Below are 26,769 nucleotides of genomic sequence, written 5' to 3'. Positions count from 1 at the left end.
AGCGGTCCGGGAGCCCTCTTCCATGCTGCCCGGCGCCCGAACTCCGTTAGGGAGGCGGACTTTGATGGCCCGTCACGCGACCACCCCTGAGAGACACATGCTAGTTAGGCTAACCTAACTTGGAGTGAGAGAAAGGTTCGTACGGCACGACCGAGGAGTGCACATGGGAAACCTCAGCGGCAAGGTCGCCCTGGTCACCGGCGCCAGCCGGGGCATCGGGCGGGGCATCGCCGAACGCCTGGCCCACGACGGCGCCCTGGTCGCCGTGCACTACGGCAGGAACGAGAAGGCCGCCAAGGAGACCGCCGCGGCCATCGCCGAGGCCGGCGGCCGCGCCTTCGTCGTGCGCGCCGAACTAGGCGTACCCGGAGACGTGGACACGCTCACGGACGGCCTGGACGCCGCCCTGCACTCGTACGGCGAGTCGGCGATCGACATCCTCGTCCACAACGCGGGGCTCAACATCATGGGGCGGCCGATCGAGATCCTCACCCCCGAGGAGTTCGACCGGATGGTCGCGGTCAACGTGAAGGCGCCGTTCTTCCTCACCCAGCGGCTCTTGCCGCGGCTGCGCGACGGCGGCCGGATCATCAACATCTCGTCCGTCTCCACCCGCGCCGCATCGGCCCACGGCATCGGGTATCCGCTCACCAAGGGCGCGCTCGACGTGTTCAGCCACACGTTGGCCAAACACCTCGGACCGCGCGGCATCACCGTCAACTCCGTCGCGGTCGGCTACACCCACACCGACATGACCGCCTCGGCGCTGGCCGACCCGGCGCACCTGGAGCACACCATCGGCCTGACCGCCCTCGGCCGGGTCGGCGAGGTCCCGGACATCGCCGACGCGGTCGCCTTCCTCGCGTCGGACGACGCGCGCTGGATCACCGGCGCCAAGGTCGACGTCACGGGCGGCGCCAACCTGTGACCGCCCGCGCCGGACGGTTGCCAGCGGGGCGCGCGTTCACCACACGCGGGAGGTGCTTGCGAGGACTGGCACGGGCAGCGGCACTCCACCATGGGCCGCGCCGGGGCAGATCGTCGGTGGCGAGCGCGGCTGCGATGACGCTGACTTCGACGTGGCCAGCGTCCTTGCCGGGCAGTGGCCCCTTGACCACGTCCTGGCCGAGACCGCACCCGACGTGCCTGTCCGTGTGAACGCCGGGCCGTGCGGGATCTCCCCGCTGCATGTCGCCCGCGACGCCACGACGCTCCACGGATCGTGGGACATGGCCGACTTCGCGCAGCACGCCCGCTCCCTGAGCCCGCGTGAGGTTGCCCGGCTGCTCATCTACCGCCCCCGCTACAGCACGGAGACGGTCTTCACCGGCATTCAGCGCGCCACCGAGCGAGCCACCACGATCTTCGGCGGTCACCTGCACCTGCACTACCCCGAACCCGCGCTGCACAGCGGCCCACGCGAACCGGCCAAGGAAGCTGATGCCCTGGGCGCGTTCGTCGCCGCCATGGACGACGCCCTGGACTCTCCCGCCCCATGAACCCGGCCACCACGGTCTCTCCCCCCCTCACCGGTTGTTTCGACTCCGGAACCATCGCCGCCCGCGCCGCCGAATGCCTGGGCGGCCAGTACGCGACATCCACCCTCTTGATCGCCGGACCCGGCTTCGACACAGGCCGGCTGACGGCCGATCAGTTGCGGCGGATCCGCCTCGATCCCTCCGAACACGACATGTGGGCCGTCCACGACATGGCCCAGTGGAGGGAGTTGATGCCTCAGCACGCACACCTGAACCGCATCCCACCCTCCCAGGAGGCACCGTGCCCACCGAGGACGTCAACGCCCACGCCTGGACCGTCTACGGCCAACGCCACCCCCTCACGGCGTGGCGTCCCGACCTGCCCATCGACCACACGCCCGCGCACTTCACCCCCTCCACCTCCTTCACCCCCTTCGCCCACGGCACAGCGGCGGGCGGCCGGACGTGACACCCGCAGAAGCGAGCCTGTGGCGCCACCGCGACTTCCGCCTGTACTGGACGGGCCAGGCCAGCGACGTACTGGGTTCCTCCCTCAGCTCGGTCGCCATCCCTCTGGTCGCGGTCGTGAGCCTGCACGCCACGACGTGGGAGGCCGCCGTCCTGGCGGCCGTGCAGAAGACGCCACCGCTGCTGTTCTCGCTGCCGGCCGGTGCCTGGTGCGACCGCGTGCGGAAACGCCCCCCGATGATGGTGACGAGCCTGATCTGCGCGCTAGCCATGGGGTCCATTCCGCTTGCCGCTTCGTACGCCACCCTGACCTTCACGCACCTGTGGGTCGCGGCGTTCGTGGTCGGCTCCTGTCACGTGGTCGGCTCGGCCGCGAGCCTGTCCTACATTCCACAACTCCTGCCCTCCCACCGGCTCATGGAGGCCAACGCCAAGCTGGCGAGTGCCAACACGCTGGCCGACATCGGCGGCCCGGCCCTCGCCGGAGTGCTCATCGGCGTGATCGGCGCCGCCCGCGCGGTCGCCGCGGACGCGCTCACCTACCTCGTCACCGCCTGGTGCACCCTGCGCATCCGCGCCCCCGAGACCATGACCGAACAGCCCACCACCGAGCGGAGCCTGCGCGACGAGATCCGGGCCGGCCTCGCCTACACCTGGCGCCACCCCGTCATCGGCCCGCTCGTGACCACGAACGCGATCGTCTCCACCGTCCTGGCCGGAACCAACGCGATCTGGGTGGTCTATCTGATCCGCGAACTGCACTGGTCACCACAGGCGTTCGCGCTCGTGATGAGCGTCGGCGCGAGCGGAGGCTTCCTCGCCTCCCTCACCACCCCGCGCCTCACCACCCGCCATGGCGCCGGCCCTGTCATGATCACAGCCCTCGTCCTCACACCGACCGGCCAGATACCGCTCCTCGTGGCTCACCCCGGCCTGACCGGCCAACTCACCATCGGATGCGGTCTGTTCCTCCAACTCTTCGGCGCGGTCACGCACGGCCTGACCCAGCGCACCGTCCGCCAGCAAGCCTGCGCGCCCGACATGCAAGGCCGCATGCAGGCGACCGGACAGTGGACGGCGTTCGGGCTGCGCCCCTTCTCCGCGCTCCTCGCGGGCTACGCCGCCACCACCCTGGGCCTGCACACCACCTTGCTCATCGGCGCCTGCCTGCTCGTCCTGCCGCCACTACGCCTCGCCCTCACCCCGATCCGCACCTTGCACGTCGCCGCCCCATGACGAGGACGTCGCCGCGGTGTACGACGTACGACATACGACTCGGACCGGCCCGGCCCGGCCCGGCCCGGGGGCGTGATCGGATACTGATCCGCTTTGCCCCTCGCGCGTCAGTCCGGCAGCCAGTGCAGCTCGTGCGACAGGGTTTTGGCGACGGCCCGGATGCGGCGGTGCAGCGGCGACTGCTCGCGTGGGAGGACCAGGTGGATCGTCAGGCCGGGCGCGCCTCGCAGCGGTCGCCAGGTGAGACCGGCCGGTTGTGCCGTGGCGGCGGCTTCTCCGGCGGGGGCGAGGGTGACCCCGTCGCGCAGGTCGCGCTGCGACATGTCGAAAGAGACCGCGGGCGTGTGGAACCGGGGGTGTGGTCGGATGTCTCGGAACAGCGCGGACAGCTGATCATGGATGACGGGGTTGGCCGTACGGTCCGGGAGTCGCAGCGGATACGCGGCCGCGTCGGCGATCTCGATCTCCGGGTGTTCGGCCAGCGGATGGTGCTGCGCCAGCTGGACGCCGATGCGCGCTCGCCGCAGCAGGAACCGGCGCACATCACGGCCCGGTTGTTCACCGCGGGTGATCCCGGCATCGATGCGGCCTTCGGCGACCGCAGGGGAGATCTCCGGTGTCGCCATCGGGACCGCGCCGACCTCGAGTCCGCCGGCGCCGCGCATCAGCCTGTCCACCAGGGCCGGTACCGTCTCGGCCCCGGTGCTGAGGCTGTATCCGATGCGGAGCGTGCCCAATTCACCGGCCGCCGCGCTCCGGGCGGTGTCCCACGCCCGGTCCAGCGCCGCCAGCGCGGGCGGCGCGGACTCGGCCAAAGCCGCACCGGCCGCGGTCAATACGACGCTACGGGTGTTGCGGACCAGCAGTGCCGTACCGAGTTCCGTCTCCAATCGGCGCATCCGGGCGCTGAGTGCGGGCTGTGCGATTCCGATGTGTGCGGCCGCGCGGGTGAAGTTCAACTCCTGCGCCAGCACCAGAAAGTACCGCAGGCTCACCGTGTCCGGCGCCACGTGCCCTCCCCGCCGATTGATAACGATCCGTTCTGAGTCTATTGCGTACCGGTCTTTCCCTCGGCCGCACATCAAGCCCTAGCCTGCGCATGCCGGGATCGATCGATCCGAGTGTCCATGCGAAGTCGGCCGTGTCCGGCCGAACACAGGAGGTTGCCGTGGCCAAGGGCTACTGGGTCAGTGTCTACCCCGCCGTTTCCGACCCTGAGGGGCTGGCTGCCTACGACGAGCTGGCCGGTCCGGCGGTCCAGGCCGGGGGCGGTCGCACCCTGTCCCGGATCCCGTCCCGTGGCGGTCGCGTCGTCGCCCACGAGGCCGGAATCACGCAACGCGTCGTTCTGGTCGAGTTCGACAGCTTCGAACAGGCCGTCGCGGCATACGAGAGCGAGGCGTACCAGAATGCGCTGGTCGCCCTCCCCGACGGCGTCGAGCGCGACTTCCGCATCGTCGACGGCATGCACTGACCGGCGGGCCCAGCCGTCGCTGACCATCCGTAAGTCGACCGCTCAGGGCCTGTCCGACAGGTCGGGAGCGCGCATCGGGTTCTGACTCGTCCAAGGGTGCCGAGGCGCGCCATCTGCACCGCACGCCCCTCTGGCCCGGCGGGTCGAGAACCTTCATTCACCTTCATTTCGCGGCGAACGCTCCCCATACTTGGCCCTGTTACGGGGGGGGAGGCGCATGGATACGGCAGGGTTGGCGTCAGCGGCGGTACAACTCGTCGTGGCCGCGGTCACGGGCGCGGGAACCGCGATCGGCACAGAAACGGTGCAGGCGGTGTCCGGCCTGGTGCGGGAGCGCCTGGGCGACTCGGAGCAGGGCCAGGCCGCGCTGACAGGGCTGGGCCAAACCCCCGATGACTCGACAGCGGCTGACCGGCTCCGCGTCGCGCTGCGGGCCGCGCTCGAGGAGGACCCGACATTCGCACAAGGGCTGAACGCCCTCTTGGAAGTGCCGTCGCGTCCCCCGAGCCACCGGCGCCCGCCGGAAGTGTGGTCATCGGGAGCGGCAACCGGTTGCGCGGCAACAACATCTCCGTCGGCCCGTTGACGATCTCGAACACTCGAGGCGGCCCGGGCACCCTGATGGTACTCATCGTCCTGGGGCTCGGGATCCTCGCGCTCGCCGTCTACGGCGGTGTGCGCGCGATCGGCGTGAACGACTCTCCCGCCGGGCCTGACACCACGACATCGCGGCAGGACACCGCCGGAGCAGACCACGCTCCCGAGACGTCCGCAAGCGGCACAGAGGGCCCGGACTCGGAGAACCCGCTGGCCGATGAGCAGCGCCGTCCGATCCTCAAGGATCGTGCCGTGGTGGCTTCAGTCCTTCCCGGGGTGGATGCCGTGCCCAGCGGCTGGACGAAGGAATCCGGCCCGAAGATCTTCAAGGGCTCCGCGGCACAGTGCCGGCCTACGCCACCTGACGCGCTGTTCTGTGGACGTGTCCAATACGAGGCCCCGGCGACGAACAACGGCTTCGTCTTCGATGTCTTCCCCTTCTCGAGCGTCGATGCCGCGAAATCGGCCTACCAGAAGGCGAAACAGGACAACCCTCCCTCCATGGCCCTGCCTGGCATCGGCGACGAGAGCCATGCCTTCGACAAACAAAAGGACTCATCGCATGACGTACGGGCCGCGGTCAGGGTCGGCAGCGTCGTGGTCGGATTCACCTACCGCCTCGATGCGGAGGAATGGAACAGGACATACGACAGCGACCATCTGGAGATCCTGACGCGCATGTTCACCCATCGGGTTCAGCAGGCGCTCGACGGCCGCACCCCCACCGCCCGCACATCTCTGTGACAGCACGTCACCGTCGATGCGGGCCGCGCGCGGATGGCTCAGGGACACGAGGTGCGAGAGGCAGGGCTGTCGGAGCACGGGCAAGGTGCCGGTGGCCGTGATGAGTCAGGTCCCACTCCACCGCCACCCCGGGTCGTAGTTGGCCCTGGGCTTGTTGGGGGCCAGTTCATGCAGCCCCAGCATCGCTCGCCGCGTCGAACGGCGGCACCGCCGCACGGCAGCACGGCCCCCGGCCGAGCCCCTCGGCTAGATGGTCCGGATCGACCCGCGCCCGGGTTGAATACACCGTGCCGCGCTGCTCCTCGGTCCACACCACGTCATCGGCCATGCGTGTTCTTCCACGATCGGATCGGGGGAGTGTCCCTTCAGTGCGCGACCCTGTCGCCGGTCGTCGCTGCAGTGGCATTGGTTCGGGGCAGGGACCTCTGGAGGAGGACACCGACCAGCAGGATGAGCCCTGCGTTGACGAGTTGCAGCACGTCGAGTACCGGTCCGGAGATGACATCGTTCAGGAACAGGTTGATCGTGAGTGGCAGGGAGCCGTTGACGACCAAGCCGACGCCGACGATGGCCAGGAGGCGCCCCACTCCGAACGTCGGTTCCCGGTGCTTAAGGAACACGTTGCCGACCCAGGCCGAGGCGGGCAGGAACATCACGACCGAAGTCAGCAGTCCCGGGTTGTACGTTCCGGTGACGAGCGCAGGGACGATGTGGAAGAAGCAGTTCACGATGACGAGGCTGTAGAACGCGAACCCCATCATCACGTACCTGCGTGCGAGCAGGGCGCAGATCACCGCCACGACCCAGGTCAGCCCGATGTTGACGAAGAGGTAGAACTCCGTCGGGATCGTGCAGTCGGGATAGGTGCCCAGGCCGAGCGTGGTGCACAGCGAGCCGGGGAAGGCGTGCCGGGCGCCGTCGGCGGCGATGCCGTACTCCTCGAAGATGTGGAACAGGTACATCACGACGGCGAGCCAGCCCAGGCAGGAGGGGTCCTTCCACCGGGAGAGAGTGTGGTCGCTGCGCAGCGCGTCGGTCGCCAGGAGGACGACCGTGAGGACGACGGCGGCGCCGAGGCCGATCCAGGCGAATTCGAGATCGAAAGTGGAGAACATGCCTTGAGGCGCCTTTCAGGGGGCTGGGTCTCGGACCCGTTGGTTCGGGGGCGGATCCGTCGCTGCGGCTGACCGGATCGGGCCGCATCCTGGCTCAACACAGCCGAGGCGGGCGGCCGTCCGAGGTCCTTCGCCTCGGCGGAACGCTGGGTCAGAGAATCGGGATGATGAACCCCAAGCAGTCGTCGACGTGACTCACCGGCTGTGTCTTGTCCGAGCCGCTCCATTCGATGAGTGCCGTGTCGATGGCTGCGGCGACAAGCGCAGCCAGGCAGGACCGCTCGCCTTCGGTGTAGGCCGTTCTCGAGTTGGAGCCGATGAAGGCGCTGACGACTTGAGCGAGGGGGTCTCGCCCATGGGCTCGCTTCACCTGCAGGCCAGGGTTGTCCCGTACGAGCTGAAGCCGTGTTCGGAGAATGCTCAGCTCGCTCTCCGGAAGGGTCAGCGCTGCCTCAATGGATGCTTTGAGCCTTGCCGAGACCGAACCCTGCTCCGGGGATTGTTCGAGTTGCGCGGAGAGCCGGGACGAAAGGTCGTCGAGTCCCTCCCAGACGATCTGTTGTTTCGTGGGGTAGAAGCGGGCCAGGCTGGACCGACTGATGCCTACAGCGGCTGCAATCTGCGCTGTACTGACCTCTTCGAACCCGCGTTCCTTGAGAAGGGCCAGTGCAGCGTCTCGCACATGGAAGCGGTCGATGTGAGCCGGCCGTCCCCTGCTGGCGGTCTGAGTCAAGGTTCCCTCCAGATTATAGAGCAGTGCCTCATTAACTCTATCCTCCCGCAGCGGCGACACGGCGGGCGGCGCCAGCGGGGCACCTGTCACCACCCACTACACCCCGGCGGTCCTGAAGCGCTCGCGCGCGGATCATCCATGCCCAGCCGTCGCCTGCGCAGGTCCAGCAGCTCTCGGGGTGGTCAATCCCGCCGGGCGGCGGCACAGGCCACCCAAGACGCAGACCGACACCCCTTCCTCATTATCGGACAGCGTGCTAAAAATGCTTCCGCAGGGCCGCGGCGAACACCGATCCGCATCTGCGGCTCGCGTCGCCAGAGCTGCGCCGAACGGCGTGAGGCCGCACGAGGTCGTTCGCATCAAGGTCAGGAGGCATCCGATGGAGAAGTCGCACGACCTTGCGGCGTGGGGCACGGACAAGCCGGCCGCGGCAGCGGCCAGGACTGCGACGTTCCGGATCCGGGACGAAAACCTGCCTGACATCGGTGCGCCGTCTCACTGGACGAAACCTGCACAAACAGAAATCTCAAGGGCTGGTGCGCGCTCGCCCGGCGGGCTCGCGTCACGGTGCACGCCATTCCCTCATGAAGTGAGCGACGTGGACAGGGTGGCTTAGCACGCACTCTCGCCTGCGCTCCTCCAGCTCACGAGTGTGCGGCACCCCGATGTCACCGTGACAGCGAGGTGTCGCACGCAGGAGGGCTCCCGGCCAAGTGATCGCCGGACGGGACCTCAGGCGGATTCCCCTCCGACCCCAATCCCCAGGAAAGCCATCGGCATGCGGTGGCTCGATGAAGCACACCCACGACCCGTCAGAAGGGACGGAGATGGACCATCTCATCGCGCACCTCGCGCACGTCGAAATCCTCACACCCAGGCTCCAGGAGAGCGTTGCGTTCTTCCATGACCTCGTCGGCATGGAGGTCGTCCTCGAACACGGCGATTCGGTCTTCCTCAGGACGTGGGGCAATTACCTCCCCTACGACCTGATCCTCACGCAGAACCCGACGACGGGTCTCGGCCACATCGGCTGGCGGGCCAAGAACGCCGAAGCCCTCGACCTCGCGGCACGTCGGCTCGGCGCGGACAACGGGGGTCTCGGCTGGCAGGAGTCGGCACCCTGGCAGGGAAAGGCGTATCTCTTCGTCGGGCCCAATGGCCAGAAGCAGAAGATCTTCTGGGAGGCCGAGCACTACCAGGCACCTGAGCACCTTGCCTCGCCGCTGCCCACCCGCCCGCAGCGCACCCCCGCCCGCGGAGTCGCCGCCCGCCATCTCGACCATGTGAACTTCCCCTCCGCAGACGTGCTCGGGGACGCGCAGTGGTATGAGAGGAACCTCGGCGTCTTCCTCACCGAATGGACGGAGGTGCCCGAGAAGGGCCTGGCCATCTTCGCGACCCTGTCCACCGGTTCGGCGTTCCAACTGGCCTTCCTGCGCGACGACTCCGGCCACCGAGGCCGGTTTCACCACTTCGCCCTGCAGGTCGACGAGCGCGCCGACGTCATCCGGGCCGCCGAGATCTTCCGCGAAGCCGGAACCCCGATCGAATGGGGCCCTGGACGCCATGGGCACGGGGAGTCCTTCTCGGTCTACGTGCGCGAACCCGGAGGAATGCGTCTGGAGATCGTCTCCCCCGGCCTCCAGCGCATCGCTCCGGACCACAAGCCGGTCAAGTGGGCTCCAACCCAGGGATCCGCCGACTTCTACCTCAGCAACCCCCTGCCGGAGGCATTCCTCGAAGTCCTGCCGGCCATCCCAACCACCGACCAACAAGCCTCCGCCATCGACGTGGCCGGACTCGGAAATCCCTGGGACAACACGTGAGATTCGCAAACGTCAACGGCCGCTCCACCCTCGTCACAGGGAGCGCCACCGGCATCGACCTGGCCCGTGCCACCGGGGACGAGAGCCTCGCCGATCCGCGCATCGCTCTCTCCCGGTGGGAGGAGGTCACCGAGCGGGCGAACGGGCTCGGTACCGGCTCGCCTTCCCCCGGGGCGACCGTCACCTGGAGCGAGAACGACCTCCTGTGCCCCTCACCGGCACCCGGGCAGATCCTGTGCATTGGCCTCAACTACGTGAGCCACGCGGTCGAATCCGGCCTCGCCATTCCCGACCACCCGTTCGTGTTCGCGAAATTCACGTCCTCCCTCGCGGCCCCATTCGGACCGGTCACGATCGCCAACGACACCATCGACTGGGAGGCAGAGGTTGTCGTCGTGATCGGCAAGACCGCCCACCGAGTCCCCGAGTCCGAGGCGTGGAGCCATGTCGCGGGTGTTACGGCCGGCCAGGACGTCTCCGACCGATCGGTGCAGAACCGGCTGGGGGTGAACAGCCAGCCCACCCTCGGCAAGTCCCGCCCCGGCTACGGACCGGCCGGGCCGTACATCGCCACACCGGACGAGTTCGGTGATCCGGATGACATCAGCATCAGCTGCACCATCAACGGTGAGACCGTCCAGAGCGGATCCACCAAGGACCTCATCTTCAGCATCCCGAAGGTGGTCTCCTACCTCTCCGACATCGTCGTCCTGCGGCCCGGAGACCTGATCTTCACCGGCACCCCCTCGGGGGTCGGCATCGGCCGCACGCCCCCGCGCTTCCTTAACGACGGAGACGTCCTCGAAACCACCGTCGACGGGGTCGGAACCATGCGCCACGAGGTGAGCGCCCGGCAGGTCGGTACGGCCGGAGCGAGGACCGCGAGCCAGCCGGGGAGCACGGAATGAACGAGGCATCGACCGACCTGGACGTCTGCATCGTCGGATACGGCCCGGTGGGCCAGACGCTGGCGGCCCTGCTCGGGCAGAAGGGGTGGAAGGTCGGGGTGTACGAGCGCTGGGAACTGCCGTACCCCCTTCCCAGGGCCGGGCACGTCGACGACGAGATCGTCCGCATCCTTCAGTCTCTCGGCGTCGCCGACCGGTTCGAGGCGCGGGCCGTCCCGGCCACCGAGTACGACTGGGTCGACGGCAACGGAGACCTCCTTTTCCAGATCGACTGGGGCAAGCCCACCAAGTCGTCCTGGAGATCCGACTACATCTTCTACCAGCCCGAACTCGAGGCCCTGCTGTCACAGGCGGCCGAAGCCCACGAGAACATCTGCGTCCACCGCGGCTGGGAAGCGGTCGGCCTCGAACAGCACGAGGACCGGGTGGAGGTGACCTTCCGCGGTGGAACGCAGGACGGACAGCGGTGGGAGCCCAACGGCGCCACCACGACGGTCCGTGCCCGCTACGTCATCGGTGCCGACGGAGCCAACTCGTTCGTCCGGAAGGCGGCTGGCATCACCTGGGACGACTTCGGATTCTCCGAGACGCTCTCCATCGTGGACGTCAGACTCCACGAACCGGACCGGGAGATCGCGATGCCCAGCTCCGGTCAGATGTGCGACCCCCAGCGTCCCGTGACCCTTTTCCGCTGGCTGGCCCGCGAGCACGCCCGGTGGGAGTTCATGCTGATGCCGGGAGAAGACCCCGCCGAACTCGTCAGTGAGACCAGCTGCTGGAGCAAGCTCGAACGCTGGGGCGTCACCCCCGAGAACGCGACGCTGATCCGTCGAACCCTCTACACCTTCAACTCTCTGGTCGCCCACGACTTCACCAGCGGCCGGGCCATCCTGGCCGGCGACGCCGCGCACCTCATGCCGCCGTTCCTGGGCCAGGGGATGTGCTCGGGAATCCGCGATGCCGCGAACCTCGCCTGGAAACTGGACCTGGTCCTGAAGGGCGCCACCTCGGACGACATTCTGGAGACGTATACACAGGAGCGACGAGCCCACGTATCCGAGATCACTCGGATCGCGATCGCGCTGGGCGCCATCCTGTGCGAAACCGACCCGGAGAAGGCGGCCGCGCGGGACGCCGAGATCCGTCGGCACGGACTGCCGCCCGTACCCCCGCTTCCGGCCCTGACGGCGGGCTTCCTCGACAAGGCCGACGCCGACTCCAGCACCCGCGGCCGGCTCGGAGTACAGGGCCTCATCGTCCACGAGGACACGGTCAAGCGGTTCGACGACGTGGCGGGATCGGGGTGGACGCTGTTCTGCGCCGACCGCTCCCTCGCCGAGGATGCTCGCCGGATCTGCAATGCGGTCTCCGGCTTCCTCACGATCAACGTGGTCTACATCTCCAAAGCCCCTGTGGAGTTCCCGGGCTCCTACGTCGACTTCGACGGCACGTACAAGGCGTGGTTCGCCTCCTCGAACGCTCAGGCGATCCTCGTACGCCCGGACTTCTACACCTACGGGCAGGCGACCACCTCCGCAGAGGTCGCCGACCTCCTCACCGCGATGATCAGCCGCCTGCGGAACCCTCTGAACGCCGCACCCAGTCTGTGCTGACGGCCTGACAGTTCCAGGGGACGGGGCCGGGACACCGCTCCGACGGAGACATCCAGCCGCTTGCGCATGCGGACGACAACCTCGGCGAAGGCGCCGGGCACCATGGAAGGAAGTGGGCGGACAGATGGACAAAGTGGTCACGTCGGCCGCGCAGGCCGTGGCGGACATCCCGGACGGGGCGTCCCTCGCGGTCGGCGGTTTCGGACTCAGCGGAGTACCAGCGGTCCTCATCAAGGCCCTCTACGACGAGGGCGTCACGGGCCTGGACGTGGTCTCCAACAACTGCGGGGCGATGGAGTCGGGCCTTGCTGTCCTGCTCGCCGCGGGCCGGATCGTCCGTGTCACCGGCAGCTACATCGGTGGCAACAAGGAGTTCGCCCGCCAGTACCTCGGCGGGGAGATAGAGCTCGAACTGATCCCGCAAGGCACGCTGGCCGAGCGGCTGCGCGCCGGCGGCTGCGGCATCCCCGCCTTCTACACCCCCGCCGGCGTCGGCACCCAGGTCGCTGACGGCGGACTGCCCTGGCGCTACGACGGCGGCGGCGGCGTGGCCGTGGCCTCCCCGGCCAAGGAGATCCGCGAGTTCGGGGACATGGAGTACGTCCTGGAGCGCGCCATCACCACCGACTTCGCCCTGCTACGGGCGGCCAAGGGCGACCGGCACGGCAACCTGGTCTTCAACAAGTCCTCCCGCAACTTCAACCCCTTGGCGGCCATGGCAGGCCGGATCACGATCGCCGAGGTCGAGGAGCTGGCCGAACCCGGCGAGATCGACCCCGACCAGGTCCACCTCCCAGGCATCTTCGTGCAGCGCGTGGTGGCGCTCACCCCCGAGCAAGCCACCGACAAGAAGATCGAGAAGGTCACCGCTATGTCCCGGGAGGTGCGGGCCTGATGGCCTGGACACGCGACGAGATGGCCGCACGCGCGGCCACCGAGCTGCGCGACGGCGAGTACGTCAACCTCGGAATCGGCCTGCCGACGCTGATCCCCAACCACCTGCCCGACGGCGTCCACGTCGTGCTGGAGTCGGAGAACGGCATCCTCGGCACCGGCCGATTCCCCTACGAGGACGAGGTGGACCCCGATCTGATCAACGCGGGCAAGGAGACGGTCACCGTGCTGCCCGGCGCCTCCTTCTTCGACTCCGCCCTGTCTTTCGGCATGATCCGCGGCGGACACATCGACGCCGCCGTGCTCGGCGCCATGCAGGTCTCCCAGAAAGGCGACCTCGCCAACTGGGCCATCCCCGGCACGATGGTGACCGGCATCGGCGGTGCCATGGACCTGGTGCACGGCGCCCGACGGGTCATCGTCACCATGTCCCACACCGCCAAGGACGGCAGCCCGAAAATCGTCGAGGAGTGCGACCTGCCCCTCACCGGCAAGGCCTGCGTCGACCGGATCATCACCGACCTCGGCGTCCTGGACGTCACCGAAGACGGCCTGGTCCTGGTCGAGACGGCGCCCGGCGTCACCACCGACGAGATCGTCGGCAGAACGCGCGCGAAGATCCACTGACAGCGCACCCCACCCTCGTCGTCGACACCGGCAGGACACGCGCCGAGGCGACGCCCATCACCACCTTCACAGCGGTCCGGTCCATGGCAGCCGACGACATCAACTACCCGCCCGCGGGCCTCCGGCGGTGGTGGCCGGGCGGTCAGCGGCGGCGACAAGGTCGGCAAAGCTCAGGGGCGTGCCCGGCGCCAGGGCTGCCGCGGATCCGGTCGGCGCTGCCGTGTCGAGGCCGTCGAGGGCCAGGTCGAGGTGGCGGTGGAGGAGGTCGCCGTCGGGGTCGAGGCGGTCCAGGCCGTCGGGCAGGGGGCGGGAGAGGCGGATCGAGAGCAGTACGAGGTCGCCCATGCCCACATCGCGGCGGAGCCGGCCGGACCGGTGCGCGGCTTCGATCAGGGTTTCGACGGTGCTCGCGGTGCTGGTACGGATGCGTACGAGCTCCTCGTCGACGACGAGACCTTCGAGCAGGACGAGAATGACCGCGCCCATCCGCAGGTCCGCCGCCGCGTGGACGAAGCGGCGTACGGCCGCGAAGGCGTCGTCGTCCACCGCGGCGGCCGCTTCGGCCGCGCTCTCCAGGCGGGCGAGCAGATCGCCGGTCAGGTCCCGGACGAGCGTCTCTCGGTCGGGGTAGCGCCGGTAGAGCGTGCCGGGCCCGACTCCGGCCCGGCGCACGATCAGGTCCAGGGGCGCGTCGAGGCCGCGCTCCAGGAAGACATCACGGGCCGCGTCGAGAATCCGTCGCCTGCTGCGTGCCGCGTCTGCCCGCACCATGTACCGCCTTCCATCGCCCACTCAACCGGAGAGTTCCTCTCCGTTATGCTACCGTCTTAGATGCGGAGAGATATTCTCCGCTTAAGGGTTCCACTCGAAGGGAGCACGTCATGAACGGCGAGCTGACTGTCCGGACCGTGATCGACGGCACTGAGTACACACAGGACGACATCCGCCGATGGGAACTGGACCGCGCCCGCGCCGCGCTCGCCCTGCTCAAGGACCGGATCGGCGACGAGGCGATGCGGGAACTGCTCGCCGAGGACCTCCGGGCGGCGGACGAGATCATGGCCCCGCTGCCGGACGCCTCGGGCGGCGCGTGGCGGTCCGCCGTGACCGAGATGGAGATCGGCGGGATCACCGCCGAGGAGTTCCTGACCTGGTGGCAGGGCCGGCTCGCGAGCGCCGACCGCACGGCGCTGCTCGCGGCCAACCCGGAGCACTACCTCGCCAACTCCGCCGACGGCGTGGTCGAGATCATCGAGACCATCGGCTCCGGGCCGCTGCGCTTCTTCCTCACCTTCCACGATGGTGTCGCGATCGAGGACGAGGGCCACGAGACCTACCCCGTGCGGATCGGCGGCACCGGACGGCTCACGGACGGCACCGAGATCTGTCGCGTCATGCACGAGTTCGGCGACGGCCCCCGCGGCCTGCGCATCCGCCTGACGATCCAGTTCCCCACGAGCGCTCCCGAGCACGTCTTCACCGGCCACCAGTGGCACTTCGCCTGCGAGTTCCTCAACTGGCTGGAGGCCGCGCACGCGGCTCGGTGACGACGGCTGAACGGCGGTGGGGAACCCTCGCGCTGCCGGGTTCCCCACCCCGCAGTCCTGCTGGCACGCACCACACATCATCAAGGTCGCCCCTCATGCGGACCAGAAAACCGCCCCCGAATCCAGACCCGCTCTCCTCCACGCCGTCTCTCCCGAAGCCCTCCTCGGCCTCTCCCCCGGTTCGGCCCGCCCTCACCGGCCCAGTGCCCGCGCTCGGCCCGCCCCGACACACCCTGCGCCGCGCCGCACACGAGTTCGGCCTCACCGCGGCGCTGCTCTTCCTCGTCGTCACCGCGATGCGATGGCTGCTCGCGCCCGACTCGCCCACGGCGATCGGGAACCCGGACCTCGCCCCGGTTGCCCTCGGCGCGCTCGTCGGCGTGCTGCTGACCGCGCTCATCCTGTCACCTTCCGGGCGGTACTCCGGCGGGCACCTGAACCCCGCCATCACCGTGGCCCTGTGGCTTCTCGGAGCCTTTCCCAGGCGGGCCGTCCTCCCCTACATCGCCGCCCAGGCGGCCGGATCGCTGGCCGGCACAGCGCTCGGCGGACTCCTCTGGGGGGCCACCGCCCGCCACGCTCCCATCGCGTACGCGGCCGTGGCGCCCGCGCCGACCTGGAACGCCGCCGCGGTGCTCGCCGCGGAGGCCGGAGCCATCGCGGTCGTGACACTCATGCTCGGCGCCTTCCTGCGCCGCCCGTCCTCCCTGCCGCGGCTGCCGTACGCCGTGGGCCTGGCCACCGCCCTCATCATCGCGTCACTGGGCCCCCTCAGCGGCGGATCCGCCAACCCCGCACGGCAGTTCGGCCCGGCGCTGCTGTCCGGTAGCACCACCCATCTGTGGATCTACCTGCTCGCCCCGGTGATCGGCGCATTCATCGGCGGCGGCATCTGGCACGCGCTCGAATCGGCCGCGAACTGCTCCTGATCTATGGCATTGCGCATGAGCGTTGTGCGCAATGCCATAGACCCGCGCGAACAGCCTTGCATCAATGGGCAACTGGGCCCCCGGTCGCAGATGGCACCCCGTCAGGAAAGTCAGCAAAAAGTCAGTATGAGTCCCCGGGCACGCCCTGCGTACGTGGTGGTGTCCCGCGCCCCGCGCGGGCGTCGCGGCCGCACCGCGAGATGGGGCAGATTTTCCTTGATCACTCAACTTGTCCTTTGAGATGCTCTGCGCCATGTACCAAGCAACCCTGCGCACCGAGCGGCTCCGGCTGACCCCGCTGTCCCCCGCGCATCTGCGACATCAGCTAGAGCTCGACGCCGACGCCGAGGTGATGCGTCACCTCGGGGGTGCCCGCCGCCGCGAGCAGGTGGAGGAGGCGCTCCGCGGGAACCTCGCGGACGCGGACCGTGCCCCGGGCCTCGGGTACTGGGCCGGGTTCGTCGAGGACGACTTCGCCGGATACTGGCTGCTGCGTCCGCCGGGGAGCGGCGACCAGGAGCCGGTGCCGGGTGAGGGTGAACTCGGCTGCAAGATACTGCGGCGCTTCTGGCGGCAGGGGCTCGGCAGCGAGGGCTCCCGCGAGCTGCTCCGGCACGGGTTCGACGACCTCGGGCTGACCCGTATCTTCGCCATGTCGGCCGCGGCCAACACCGCCTCGCAGGCGACGCTGACCGCTCTCGGACTGCGGCACGCCCGTGAATTCCTGGCGGACGCCGAGGACTTCCCGCCGGGGACCGATCTGCGCACCACCGAGTTCTCGATGACTCAGGAGGAGTGGCAGGGAGTCCGCGTGGGCGGCTGACGCCGCCGAACGTGCGGCGGGGGCCGGACGACGGTGTCGTCCGGCCCCCGCTTCAACGCTCCGCGGTTCTCTACCGTTTTCTGCGGTTCTCTACGGCGTTCAGCCGACCGCGACGGAGCCGCGCAACCCCTCGCGCAGCACCTCGATCACCTCCGGGGCACGGGAGCTGATGAAGAAGTGGCCCCCGTCGAACACCTGGAGACGGAATTCGCCCGTCGTGTGGGCCCGCCACGCATTGGCTTCCTCGACCGTCGACTTCGGGTCCTTGTCGCCGATCAGCGCGGTGATCGCGCTGTCGACCGTGCCGTTCTCGGTGCCGTACGTCTCGATGGCCCGGTAGTCGCTGCGGATGGCGGGCAGCACCATCCGCAGGATCTCCTCGTCGCCGAGGACCTGGGTGTCGGTGCCGCTCAGCGCCTTCACGTCGGCCATGAGCCCGTCGTCGTCCCGCTGGTGGACCGTCTCCGCGCGGTGCGTCGAGGGGGCGCGCCTGCCGGAGACGAAGAGGCTCGCGGGCGTGTGGCCGTCGGCGCCGAGCCGCCGGGCGACCTCGTACGCGACGATCGCGCCCATGCTGTGCCCGAAGAACACGACGGGGCGGTCGAAGAGCGGTGCCATCAAGGGGGCGATCCGGTCGGCCAGTTGACCGATGTCGTCCACGAGCGGCTCGTTCCTGCGGTCCTGGCGGCCGGGGTACTGAAGGATCGAGACGTCGCTGTCGTTCTGGAGCGCGGCCGATACGGGGAAGTAGAAGCTCGCGGATCCGCCGGCGTGCGGGAAGCACACGAGACGGGCCGGGGCGTCCGGTGCGGGGTGGTAGCGGCGGAGCCAGAGGTCGCTGCTGTCGGCAACTGTCATGTCACATCGTCCGTTCTGCGGTCGTTCGTTCTGCGGTCGTTCTTGCCGCGTGCGGTTGGTCTCGCCGCGTGCGGTCGTTCTTGCCGCGTGCGGTCGTTCGTTTTCGTGATTCAGAGGGTCAGGAGTGGTTGCCCCCGCGCACGCCCAGCCAGTCCCGCACGGCGAGCGCGGTCGACTCGGAGTGGTCCTCCATGATCGAGAAGTGGTCGCCGGGGACGTCGGCGTCCTCGTGCGGGAAGGGCCACTCCGGCTGCCAGTCGTCCTCGGTCTCCCGTGCCTCCGACTCCCCCGGCGGGAAGGTGGCGTGCACGTAGAGCGTCGGCGCCTCGATCGGCCCCGGCTCCCAGTCCTCGAAGACGCGTACGTAGCCGCCCTGGCCCGTGAGTTGCGCGCCGGTCAGCAGCTCGGACGCCTCGCTGGTGGACCCGCGCTCGCGCAGGGCCGCCTCGAGCCGCTCCTCGAAGGAGTTGGTCGCGGTGTAGGTGTCGACGAGCACCACCGCCGCGGGGCCCGCGCCCTGCTGTTCGAGCCGGGCCGCGACCTCGTTCGCCATCCAGCCGCCCGAGGAGTAGCCGAGCAGCACGTACGGCCGCTCGCCCGCCTCGCGTCGGACGGCCTCGGCGTGGAAGCTGACGATCGCCTCGCGGCTCGCGGGCAGCGGCTCCCCCGGCGCGAAGCCGGGGTGGGGCAGGACGGTCACGTCCCGCTCGCCCGCGAACGTGGGGGCGAACCGGCTGAAGTAGTGCGGCCCGGACGGCGCCATCGGCGGCGGGAAGCACAGGAGCGGGACGCCCGGTCCCTTCGCCAGCGTGACCGCGGGCAGCGTGGGCGCCTCCTCCCGCGTCTCGAACACCGGCCGCACGAGCGAGGCCGCCATCACCAGCTGCCAGCCCTCCTCGTAGCGGCCGAGGTCGATCGCCTGCCGGTACAGGCCGTTGAGCGTGTCCTCGACGGCCAGGGTCGCGGGCTCGGCGGGCGCGGTTCCCGTAACGTCCGCGGCCAACTCGCGCCGCAGGTAAGCGGCGAGCGCCGGCCCCGTCGGCTGGTCGAACACGACGGTGCTCGGCAGCCGCAGTCCTGTCGCGCCCGCAAGCTGGTTGCGCAGTTGCAGCGCGGTCAGGGAGTCGAGGCCGAGCTGGGTCAGGGCGCCGGACACGTCGAGCTCGTCCGGTTCGTAGCCGAGCACGGCCGCCGTCCTGTCCCTGACGAGGCCGAGGAGTTCACGCTCCTGCTCCGCCTCGGTCAGACCGGCGAGGCGTCGCGCCAGCGGCTCCGCGCCGGTGTCGGCCGCGGCCCTGGTGGCGCGGGCGCGCACGAGGCCCCGCAGCAGCGGGGGCACCTCGTCGGACCCGCCGCGCAGCGCGCTCAGGCCGAGGCGCATCGGCACCACGACCGCCTCGCCCGCCGCGCACCCGAGGTCGAACAGGGCGAGGCCCTGCTCCTGGGTGAGGCCCGCGACGCCGGAGCGGGACAGGCGGGCCACGTCGGACTCCGCCATGTCGCCCGTCATCGCGCTCGCCGACTCCCACAGGCCCCACGCGAGTGACGTCGCGGGGAGCCCCGCCGCCCTGCGCCGGTGGGCGAGCGCGTCGAGGAACGCGTTGGCCGCCGCGTAGTTGGCCTGGCCAGGGCCGCCGAGGATGCCCGAGGCGGAGGAGAAGACGACGAACGCGGACAGGTCCGCGTCGCGGGTCAGCTCGTGCAGGTTCCAGGCCGCGTCGACCTTCGGCCGGAACACGGTGTCGATCCGCTCGGGCGTCAGCGAGCCGAGCACGCCGTCGTCGAGGACGCCCGCGGAGTGCACCACCCCGGTCAGCGGGTGGTCCTCGGGCACCGCGTCGAGCAGCGCGGCGAGCGCGGCGCGGTCGGTCACGTCGCAGGCGGCGAGCGTGACGTCGGCGCCGAGGTCGGCGAGTTCGGCGCGGAGCGCGTCGGCTCCGGGCGCTGTGGCACCGCTGCGGCTGGCGAGGACGAGATGCCGTACGCCGTGCTCGGTCACGAGGTGCCGGGTGACGAGGCCGCCGATCATGCCGGTCGCGCCGGTCACGAGGACCGTGCCGCCGGGCGCGAACGCGATCGGGGACTGAGGTGCGGACGGCGCGGGCCGTGCCAGGCGCGGCACCAGCGGATCACCGGCGCGCACCGCCGACTGGGGCTCGGCACCGGCACCGTCGAGGACGGCGGGCAGCGCCGCCCAGGACGCGTCGTGCCCGTCCACGTCGACCAGGGCGATCCTGTCGGGGTTCTCGGACTGGGCGGACCTGATCAGGCCCCACACCGCTGCGGCGGCCAGGTCGGACACGTCGTCGTCAGGTCCTGTCGCGACGGCCCCTCGCGTCACGAAGACGAGGCGGGAGCCGAGGAACCGGTCGTCGGCCAGCCACTCCTGGGCCAGCGAAAGCGCGCGCAGCACGGTGGCGCGGGCGGCCGAGACCGGCTCCGTGCCGTCATCGGCGCACGGCACGAGGACCACGTCGGGCACTCCGGCCGCGGCGAGGGCCGTGAGGCCGTCGTACTCGGCGACGCTGACGCCGGACGCGGCGAGGCCCGCGCCCGCCTTCAGGTCGTCGGGTCCGACGACCGCCCAACCGCGGGCGGGAGCAGGGGCGGCCGCACGGGTCGGTGCGGCCACCCACTCCAGCCGGAACAACGCGTCGCGGTGGCGTGCACCCCACTGGTCCGCGGCGATCGGCCGCAGGACGAGGGATGCGACCGTCGCCAGGGGTTGCCCCTGCGCGTCGGCCAGTTCGAGGGCGACGGCGTCAGGTCCGGCCTGCGTGACCCGGACCCGCGCCGTGGTGGCACCGGTCGCGTGCCACCGGATGCCGCTCCAGGAGAACGGCAGCCTGGGTCGGCCCGCGTCCTCGACGAGTCCGCCGAGCATGCAGGCGTGCAGCGCGGCGTCCAGGAGCGCCGGGTGGAGGCCGAACGACGCGGCGTCCCGGTGCTGGTCCTCGCCGAGTGCGAGCTCTGCGTAGACGGCGTCGTCGCCGCGCCACGCCGCGCGCAGGCCCTGGAAGGCGGGTCCGTAGACGAACCCGGCCTCCTCCAGGCCGTCGTAGAAGCCGTCGACGTCGATGGGTTCGGTTCCGGCGGGCGGCCACTGGGTGAGCGCGGCAGGGGCTGCGGACGCTCCGGTGGTCAGGAAGCCGGTGGCGTGCCGGGTCCAGTCGTCGTCGGCGTCCTGGCCGTCCGGCGTCGAGTCGATGGTCAGCGTCCGACGGCCGGATCCTTCGTCGCCGCCGACCGTCACCCGCAGGCGTACGCCGCCGTGTTCGGGCAGCAGGAGCGGCGCGGCGAGCGTCAGCTCCTCCACCTCGTCGAGGCCGATCCGGTCGCCCGCGGCGAGCGCGATCTCGGCGAAGGCCGTGCCGGGCAGCAGGACCGTCTGCCCGACGGCGTGCTCCGCGAGCCACGGGTGGGTGTCGGTGCCGAGCCTTCCGGTGCACAACAGGCCCTGCCCGTCGGCGAGTTCCATGGCGGCGCCGAGCAGCGGGTGCCCGGCGGCCGCCAGGCCAAGACCCCCTGCGGCTTCGTCGAAGCTCAGGTCGCGGGGAGCGTCCAGCCAGTAGCGCTTGTGCTGGAAGGGGTACGTCGGCAGGTCGGCATGTCGTCCGGCGGGCACCAGGGCGCGCCAGTCGAAGGGCAGGCCCTCGACGTACGCCTCGGCCGCCGACAGCAGGAACCGGTCGAGGCCGCCGTCTTCCCTGCGCAGCGTGCCCACCACGGCCGCGTCGCCGCCGTGCGCCTCCAGCGTCTCGCGCACACCGAACACCAGCACCGGGTGGGGGCTGCACTCGATGAACGTGCCGACGCCGTCCGCCAGAAGACCACGTGTGGCGTCCTCGAAGCGCACGGTGTGCCGCAGGTTCTGGTACCAGTACTCGGCACCGACCTCGGTCCCGGTCAGCCACTCCCCCGTCACGGTGGAGAGCATCGGCACTTCAGCGGCACGGGGCTCGACTCCGGCCAGCACACCGGCCAGCGTCTCCTCGATGAGTTCGACGTGCGGGGAGTGGGAGGCGTAGTCGACAGGAACCCGACGGGCCCGTACCTCATCGGCGGCGCAGGAGTCCATCAGCTCGTCCAGAGCATCCGCGTCACCGGCCACGACCACCGAACCGGGACCGTTGACCGCTGCGACGGAGATCCGGCCGTCCCAGCGGGCGATCCGCTCACGCGCCGCCTCGACCGTCATCGCCAGGGACACCATGCCGCCCTGGCCCGACAGCGCCAGAATCGCCTGACTGCGCAACGCCACAATCTGCGCCGCATCCTCCAGCGCGAGCGCGCCCGCCACATGCGCGGCAGCGATCTCACCCTGAGAGTGACCCACCACGGCATCGGGCTCCACGCCGTACGAACGCCACAACGCGGCCAGCGACACCATCACCGCGAACAACACGGGCTGCACGACGTCCACGCGCTCCAACGCATCCGCGTCGGACAGCACGTCCCACAACGACCAGTCCACATAAGGCGCGAGCGCCTCCGCACACGCGTCCATGGAGGCACGGAACACCGGCGAAGACTCCGCCAACGCCACGCCCATCTCCAGCCACTGCGAACCCTGACCAGGGAACACGAACGCCGTCTTACCCGCAGCACGCGCCACACCCACCGCCACACGCGCCGACTCGGCACCCTGAGCAACGGCCGCCAACGCCTCCGCACCGCCCGCCACCACCACAGCCCGGTGATCAAACACCGACCGCGACAACAACGCATCCCCCACACGCGCAGACCCCAACTCGCCAACAACCGAAGCGAGTTGAGACGCGTGCGCACGCAGCGCGTCCGCCGTACGGGCGGACAACACCAGCGGCACCGGACCGGCCACCGACGGCTCGTCGACCGCAGCGTCCTCGGGTGCCTGCTCGAGAACCACGTGTGCGTTGGTGCCGCTCACGCCGAACGAGGACACACCCGCGCGCGACGGGCGGCCTGTCTCCGGCCACGGGCGGGACTCCGTGAGGACGTCCACGGCACCCGCCGTCCAGTCCACGTGCGGGGAGCGCTCGGAGACGTGCAGGGTCGAAGGCAGCACGCCGTGCCGCATCGCCATCACCATCTTGATCACGCCGCCGACACCGGCCGCGGCCTGGGTGTGGCCGACGTTCGACTTCAGCGAACCGAGCCACAGGGGCTCGCCGGTGCGGTCCTGGCCGTACGTGGCGAGCAGGGCCTGCGCCTCGATCGGGTCACCGAGCGTCGTGCCGGTGCCGTGCGCCTCGACCACGTCCACGTCGGACGTGCCGAGGCCCGCGCTCGCCAACGCCTGGCGGATGACCCGCTGCTGCGAGGGGCCGTTCGGCGCGGTGAGGCCGTTGGACGCTCCGTCCTGGTTGACCGCCGAGCCCCGCATGACCGCGAGGACCCGGTGGCCGTTGCGGCGCGCGTCCGAGAGGCGCTCCAGGACGAGCATGCCGACGCCCTCGCCCCAGCCGGTGCCGTCGGCATCGGCGGAGAACGCCTTGCAGCGGCCGTCGGGGGCCAGGCCGCGCTGGCGGCTGAACTCCACGAACGTCGCCGGGCTCGACATCACGGTCACGCCGCCCGCGAGCGCGAGCGTGCACTCGCCCGTGCGCAGCGCCTGCGCGGCGAGGTGCATCGCCACGAGCGACGAGGAGCACGCGGTGTCCACGGTCATCGCGGGGCCTTCGAGGCCGAACACGTACGAGACCCGGCCGGAGGCGACGCTGCCCGAGCTGCCGAGGCCGAGCTGCCCCTCGAAGCCCTCCGGGGAGCGGCTGAGCCGGGAGGCGTAGTCGTTGTACATCACGCCCGCGAACACGCCGGTCGCGCTGCCGCGCAGGGACTTCGGGTCGATGCCCGCCCGCTCGACGGCCTCCCACGACGTTTCGAGGAGGAGGCGCTGCTGCGGGTCGACCGCGAGGGCCTCGCGCGGCGACATGCCGAAGAAGACCGGGTCGAACTCGGCGGCGTCGTAGAGGAAGCCGCCCTGCCGGACGCTGCTGGTGCCGAGCTTCTCGGGGTCGGGGTTGTAGAGCCCTTCCACGTTCCAGCCCCGGTTGTCCGGGAAGTCGGACACCGCGTCGCGGCCTTCAGCCACCAGGCGCCACAGGTCTTCCGGCGAACTGACGCCGCCGGGGTAGCGGCAGCTCATGCCGACGATGGCGATCGGCTCGTCGGCGTCGGCCGCCGTGCGGAGGGTGACCGCGCCCGTCTCCGCGCCGCCGAGCAGCGTGGTGTGCAGGTGGTCGGCGAGGACCAGCGGGGTCGGGTAGTCGAAGACCAGCGTCGCGGGGAGGCGAAGCCCGGTGGCCGCGTCGAGCCTGTTGCGCAGTTCGACCGCGGTGAGCGAGTCGAAGCCGAGCTCGCCGAAGGCCCGCTCCGGTTCCACCTCGGCGGCGGAGGCGTGGCCGAGGACCGCGGCGACGGCGGTGCGGACGACGTCGAGCAGGGCGGGCAGGCGCTCGTCCTCGGGCAGTGCCGCGATCCGTGCCGCGAGGCCGCCGTCGGCCTTGGCGGCTTCGGGGCGTGCCGTGCGCACGAGGGCGCGCAGCAGCGGGGGTACGGCCTCGGGGCGCGCCCGCAGCGGCGCCAGGTCGAGCCGCATGGGCACGGCCACGGCGCAGGGCAGCGCGAGGGCGGCGTCGAAAAGACGCAGGCCCTCGTCGGCCGAGAGCGCGGCGACACCGGCCCGGGTGAGGCGGCCCCGGTCGGCGTCGGCGAGGTCGCCCGTCATGCCGCTGTCGTCCGCCCACAGGCCCCAGGCCAGCGAGGTCGCGGGCAGGCCCTGGGCGCGGCGGTGCTGGGCGAGCGCGTCGAGGTAGGCGTTGGCGGCCGCGTAGTTGCCCTGCCCGGGGTTGCCGAAGGTGCCCGCGGCCGAGGAGAACACCACGAACGCGGACAGGTCCAGGTCGCGGGTCAGCTCGTGCAGGTTGCGGGCCGCGTCGACCTTCGGGCGGAACACGGTGTCGATCCGCTCGGGGGTCAGCGACTCGATGACGCCGTCGTCCAGGACGCCCGCCGCGTGCACGACGGCCGTGACCGGGTGGGCGGCGAGGAGTTCCGCCACCGCGTCGCGGTCGCCGACGTCACAGGCGACCGCGGTGACCTGCGCACCGAGATCGGTCAACTCCTGGTGCAGCGCTCCGACTTGGCCGCGCCTGCTGGCCAGGACCAGGTTCCGCACCCCGTGCCGTACGACGAGGTGGCGCGCGACCAGGCCGCCGAGCGTGCCGCTCGCCCCTGTCACCAGGACGGCGCCGTCGCCGAAGCCCGCGCCTTCCTGCTGCTCGGGGCGGGCCCGCACCAGCCTGGGAGCGCGCAATTCACCGGCACGCAGCGCCAGTTGGGGCTCGCCGGTCTCGACGGCGGCGGGGAGCACGGGGAGCGCGGCCGTCGGCTCGTCGGCGTCGACGAGGACGAACCGGCCGGGGTGTTCGCCCTGCGCGGCCCGGACCAGGCCCCACACGGGCGCGCCGGTCAGGTCGGTGACGTCCTCGTCGGGTCCCACGGCCACCGCGCCCGCGGTGACGAACACCAGACGCGCCGAGCCGAACCGCTCGTCGGCGAGCCAGCTCTGCACCAGGGCGAGCGCCCAGTGCGTCGCCTGCGCGGGGTCGGTGGCGGCGGGGACGGGGGCGAGCACGAGGTCCGGGATCCGGTCCTCGGCCGCCAGCGCGGTCAAGTCCGCGTAGGAGCGGGCCTGTTCGCCGACGTCGAGGCCGTCTCCGAGGACCGCCCAGTCGGCCGGGGTGGCGGGGGCGGGCCGCACCCGCGCCCAGTCGACGCGGAACAGCGAGTCGAGCCGGTCGCCGCTCAGCGCCTCCGTCGCCAGGGGCCGCAGGGACAGGGTCTCGACGGTGGCGACGGGTGCGCCCGTGCCGTCGCTCAGGGCGAGCGCGACGCCCGAGGTGCCCGCCGGGGAGAGCCGTCCGCGCAGCACGGTCGCGCCGCCGCTGTGCAGACTCACCCCGCGCCAGGAGTACGGCAGGTGCAGCCGTTCCGTGTCGGCGACGAAGCCGCCGAGCCCGATGGCGTGCAGCGCGGAGTCGAGGAGCGCGGGGTGCAGCGCGAAGGAGGCCGCGCCCGCCGTGGTGTCCTGCTCGGGCAGTGCCACCTCGACGAACACCTCGTCGCCGCGCCGCCAGGCCGCGCGCAGGCCGCGGAAGGCGGGCCCGTAGCCCAGTCCGCCCGCGGCGAGGTCGTCGTAGCGGCCCTCGATGTCGACCGGCTCGGCGCCCGCGGGCGGCCAGGTCTCTCCCGTAGCGGCCGGGGTGTCCGTGCCAGCCGTCGCGAGCGTGCCGAAGGCGTGCCGCGTCCACGGCTCGTCGTCGGGCGCGTCGTCGGCGCGGGCGTAGCAGTTCAGCGTCCGGCGGCCCGACGCGTCGGGGGCGCCGACGGAGACCTGGAGCCGTACCGCGCCGTCCTCAGGGAGGACCAGGGGCGCGGCGAGGGTCAGCTCCTCGACGTGGTCGAGTCCGACCTGGTCGCCCGCCCTGACGGCGAGTTCGAGGAAGGCGGCGCCGGGCACGAGGACCACGCCGCCGACGGTGTGGTCGGCCAGCCACGGGTGGGTGGCGAGCGCGAGCCGCCCGGTGAGCAGGGCGCCTTCCTCGTCGGCGAGGGTGACCGCGGCGCCGAGCAGCGGGTGGTCGGCGGAGCGCAGCCCGGCCGAGCTGACGTCCGTGGCGTACGCGCCCGTGTCCAGCCAGTACCTGCTGCGCTGGAACGGGTACGTGGGCAGGTCGACGCGCCGGGCGCCGCGGCCCGCGAACACCGAGCGCCAGTCGAGGGTGACGCCCCGCGTGTGCAGGGCGGCGACGGCCGAGGTGAGCGCGGTGCCCTCGGGGCGGTTCGCGCGCGCCGCGGCCACCAGGAACGCGGCGTCGTCGACGCAGTCGCGGCCCGCCGCGGTGAGCACGGCGTC

General features: G+C 70.9%; 20 protein-coding genes and 2 pseudogenes. 14 read left to right on the top strand and 8 right to left on the bottom strand.

Translation table 11 applies throughout. The features are described 5' to 3' along the window. The first annotated feature begins 163 nt into the window (after positions 1 to 163). The 4 genes from KY5_RS37260 (at position 164) to KY5_RS41995 (ending at position 3,182) form a co-directional block, all read left to right on the top strand. Positions 164 to 928 (top strand): SDR family NAD(P)-dependent oxidoreductase, encoded by a 765-nt coding sequence (locus KY5_RS37260; protein ID WP_098246336.1) that lies wholly within the window; start codon positions 164 to 166, stop codon positions 926 to 928. 52 nt (positions 929 to 980) lie between these two features. Then, on the top strand, positions 981 to 1,499 hold the full coding sequence (locus tag KY5_RS37255) for a hypothetical protein (protein ID WP_159072697.1): 519 nt from the start codon (positions 981 to 983) through the stop codon (positions 1,497 to 1,499). A gap of 280 nt (positions 1,500 to 1,779) precedes the next feature. Then, a complete protein-coding gene (locus KY5_RS41595) occupies positions 1,780 to 1,947 on the top strand; it encodes a hypothetical protein (protein ID WP_234363050.1) in 168 nt (55 codons plus the stop codon). After that, a complete protein-coding gene (locus KY5_RS41995; RefSeq protein WP_159072696.1) occupies positions 1,944 to 3,182 on the top strand; it encodes an MFS transporter in 1,239 nt (412 codons plus the stop codon). The genes KY5_RS41595 and KY5_RS41995 overlap by 4 nt, the downstream gene beginning before the upstream one ends. A gap of 107 nt (positions 3,183 to 3,289) precedes the next feature. Here KY5_RS41995 and KY5_RS37240 read toward each other — a convergent pair whose 3' ends face one another. After that, on the bottom strand, positions 3,290 to 4,192 hold the full coding sequence (locus KY5_RS37240) for a LysR family transcriptional regulator (protein ID WP_098246333.1): 903 nt from the start codon (positions 4,190 to 4,192) through the stop codon (positions 3,290 to 3,292). Positions 4,193 to 4,350: 158 nt separating this feature from the next. Here KY5_RS37240 and KY5_RS37235 point away from each other — a divergent pair, with 158 nt between their 5' ends. Both KY5_RS37235 and KY5_RS37230 read left to right on the top strand, forming a co-directional pair. Beyond that, entirely contained in the window at positions 4,351 to 4,656 is a 306-nt protein-coding gene (locus KY5_RS37235; protein ID WP_098246332.1) for a DUF1330 domain-containing protein, read from the top strand. Positions 4,657 to 5,208: 552 nt separating this feature from the next. Then, a complete protein-coding gene (locus tag KY5_RS37230) occupies positions 5,209 to 5,997 on the top strand; it encodes a hypothetical protein (RefSeq protein ID WP_159072695.1) in 789 nt (262 codons plus the stop codon). Between the two features lie 166 nt (positions 5,998 to 6,163). Here the strand turns inward: KY5_RS37230 and KY5_RS41990 are convergent, their stop codons facing one another. The 3 genes from KY5_RS41990 to KY5_RS37220 all read right to left on the bottom strand — a co-directional run bounded on the left by KY5_RS41990 (position 6,164) and on the right by KY5_RS37220 (position 7,938). After that, a complete protein-coding gene (locus KY5_RS41990) occupies positions 6,164 to 6,325 on the bottom strand; it encodes a hypothetical protein (protein ID WP_159072694.1) in 162 nt (53 codons plus the stop codon). 37 nt (positions 6,326 to 6,362) lie between these two features. After that, positions 6,363 to 7,112: an HXXEE domain-containing protein gene (locus KY5_RS37225; protein WP_098246330.1), complete on the bottom strand. Its 750-nt coding sequence runs from the start codon at positions 7,110 to 7,112 to the stop codon at positions 6,363 to 6,365. Positions 7,113 to 7,263: 151 nt separating this feature from the next. Next, on the bottom strand, positions 7,264 to 7,938 hold the full coding sequence (locus KY5_RS37220; protein WP_098246329.1) for a TetR/AcrR family transcriptional regulator: 675 nt from the start codon (positions 7,936 to 7,938) through the stop codon (positions 7,264 to 7,266). 734 nt (positions 7,939 to 8,672) lie between these two features. Here KY5_RS37220 and KY5_RS42840 point away from each other — a divergent pair. From KY5_RS42840 to KY5_RS37195, 5 genes are all read left to right on the top strand, one after another. After that, a complete protein-coding gene (locus KY5_RS42840; protein ID WP_234363049.1) occupies positions 8,673 to 9,671 on the top strand; it encodes a VOC family protein in 999 nt (332 codons plus the stop codon). Next, positions 9,668 to 10,579 carry a fumarylacetoacetate hydrolase family protein gene (locus tag KY5_RS37210; protein ID WP_234363048.1) on the top strand — a complete coding sequence of 304 codons (912 nt, stop codon included), beginning with the start codon at positions 9,668 to 9,670 and terminating at the stop codon, positions 10,577 to 10,579. The genes KY5_RS42840 and KY5_RS37210 overlap by 4 nt, the downstream gene beginning before the upstream one ends. Then, complete coding sequence (locus KY5_RS37205; protein ID WP_098246326.1) at positions 10,576 to 12,192, top strand: bifunctional 3-(3-hydroxy-phenyl)propionate/3-hydroxycinnamic acid hydroxylase; 1,617 nt, start codon at positions 10,576 to 10,578, stop codon at positions 12,190 to 12,192. The genes KY5_RS37210 and KY5_RS37205 overlap by 4 nt, the downstream gene beginning before the upstream one ends. A 124-nt stretch (positions 12,193 to 12,316) precedes the next feature. Continuing rightward, positions 12,317 to 13,087, top strand: coding sequence for a CoA transferase subunit A (locus tag KY5_RS37200; protein WP_098246325.1), 771 nt, complete (start codon positions 12,317 to 12,319; stop codon positions 13,085 to 13,087). Next, positions 13,087 to 13,713 carry a CoA transferase subunit B gene (locus tag KY5_RS37195; RefSeq protein WP_098246324.1) on the top strand — a complete coding sequence of 209 codons (627 nt, stop codon included), beginning with the start codon at positions 13,087 to 13,089 and terminating at the stop codon, positions 13,711 to 13,713. Before KY5_RS37200 ends, KY5_RS37195 begins: the two co-directional genes overlap by 1 nt. A 99-nt stretch (positions 13,714 to 13,812) precedes the next feature. On the opposite strand, the gene KY5_RS37190 is transcribed toward KY5_RS37195, so the two are convergent. Continuing rightward, positions 13,813 to 14,484 carry a TetR/AcrR family transcriptional regulator gene (locus KY5_RS37190; RefSeq protein WP_098246323.1) on the bottom strand — a complete coding sequence of 224 codons (672 nt, stop codon included), beginning with the start codon at positions 14,482 to 14,484 and terminating at the stop codon, positions 13,813 to 13,815. A gap of 110 nt (positions 14,485 to 14,594) precedes the next feature. On the opposite strand from KY5_RS37190, the gene KY5_RS41985 reads away from it, so the two are divergent. From KY5_RS41985 to KY5_RS37175, 3 genes are all read left to right on the top strand, one after another. Continuing rightward, positions 14,595 to 15,260 carry a hypothetical protein gene (locus KY5_RS41985; RefSeq protein ID WP_159072693.1) on the top strand — a complete coding sequence of 222 codons (666 nt, stop codon included), beginning with the start codon at positions 14,595 to 14,597 and terminating at the stop codon, positions 15,258 to 15,260. Positions 15,261 to 15,463: 203 nt separating this feature from the next. Further along, positions 15,464 to 16,189 (top strand): MIP/aquaporin family protein, encoded by a 726-nt coding sequence (locus KY5_RS37180; protein WP_234363047.1) that lies wholly within the window; start codon positions 15,464 to 15,466, stop codon positions 16,187 to 16,189. Between the two features lie 253 nt (positions 16,190 to 16,442). After that, positions 16,443 to 17,012 carry a GNAT family N-acetyltransferase gene (locus tag KY5_RS37175; RefSeq protein ID WP_098247731.1) on the top strand — a complete coding sequence of 190 codons (570 nt, stop codon included), beginning with the start codon at positions 16,443 to 16,445 and terminating at the stop codon, positions 17,010 to 17,012. A 99-nt stretch (positions 17,013 to 17,111) separates the two neighbouring features. Here the strand turns inward: KY5_RS37175 and KY5_RS37170 are convergent, their stop codons facing one another. From KY5_RS37170 to KY5_RS43325, 3 genes and pseudogenes are all read right to left on the bottom strand, one after another. Continuing rightward, complete coding sequence (locus KY5_RS37170) at positions 17,112 to 17,870, bottom strand: thioesterase II family protein (protein ID WP_098246321.1); 759 nt, start codon at positions 17,868 to 17,870, stop codon at positions 17,112 to 17,114. 118 nt (positions 17,871 to 17,988) lie between these two features. Next, a pseudogene (locus tag KY5_RS43330) lies at positions 17,989 to 20,457 on the bottom strand (type I polyketide synthase); the annotation flags it as partial. Between the two features lie 102 nt (positions 20,458 to 20,559). After that, a pseudogene (locus tag KY5_RS43325) lies at positions 20,560 to 26,619 on the bottom strand (type I polyketide synthase); the annotation flags it as partial. Between the last annotated feature and the right edge of the window lie 150 nt (positions 26,620 to 26,769).

It is taken from the genome of Streptomyces formicae, assembly GCF_002556545.1.
In the GTDB taxonomy this organism is placed as follows: domain Bacteria; phylum Actinomycetota; class Actinomycetes; order Streptomycetales; family Streptomycetaceae; genus Streptomyces; species Streptomyces formicae_A.
Note: the sequence above shows the minus strand (reverse complement) of the source record. Positions and strands in the feature narration are given on the sequence as shown.

Coding starts and splice junctions, on each gene's coding strand:
- KY5_RS37260 (WP_098246336.1), top strand. CDS start 164: ATGGGAAACCTCAGCGGCAAGGTCGCCCTGGTCACCGGCGCCAGCCGG.
- KY5_RS41990 (WP_159072694.1), bottom strand. CDS start 6,325: ATGGCCGATGACGTGGTGTGGACCGAGGAGCAGCGCGGCACGGTGTAT.
- KY5_RS37225 (WP_098246330.1), bottom strand. CDS start 7,112: ATGTTCTCCACTTTCGATCTCGAATTCGCCTGGATCGGCCTCGGCGCC.
- KY5_RS42840 (WP_234363049.1), top strand. CDS start 8,673: ATGGACCATCTCATCGCGCACCTCGCGCACGTCGAAATCCTCACACCC.
- KY5_RS37205 (WP_098246326.1), top strand. CDS start 10,576: ATGAACGAGGCATCGACCGACCTGGACGTCTGCATCGTCGGATACGGC.
- KY5_RS37200 (WP_098246325.1), top strand. CDS start 12,317: ATGGACAAAGTGGTCACGTCGGCCGCGCAGGCCGTGGCGGACATCCCG.
- KY5_RS37195 (WP_098246324.1), top strand. CDS start 13,087: ATGGCCTGGACACGCGACGAGATGGCCGCACGCGCGGCCACCGAGCTG.
- KY5_RS37190 (WP_098246323.1), bottom strand. CDS start 14,484: ATGGTGCGGGCAGACGCGGCACGCAGCAGGCGACGGATTCTCGACGCG.
- KY5_RS41985 (WP_159072693.1), top strand. CDS start 14,595: ATGAACGGCGAGCTGACTGTCCGGACCGTGATCGACGGCACTGAGTAC.
- KY5_RS37175 (WP_098247731.1), top strand. CDS start 16,443: ATGTACCAAGCAACCCTGCGCACCGAGCGGCTCCGGCTGACCCCGCTG.
- KY5_RS37170 (WP_098246321.1), bottom strand. CDS start 17,870: ATGACAGTTGCCGACAGCAGCGACCTCTGGCTCCGCCGCTACCACCCC.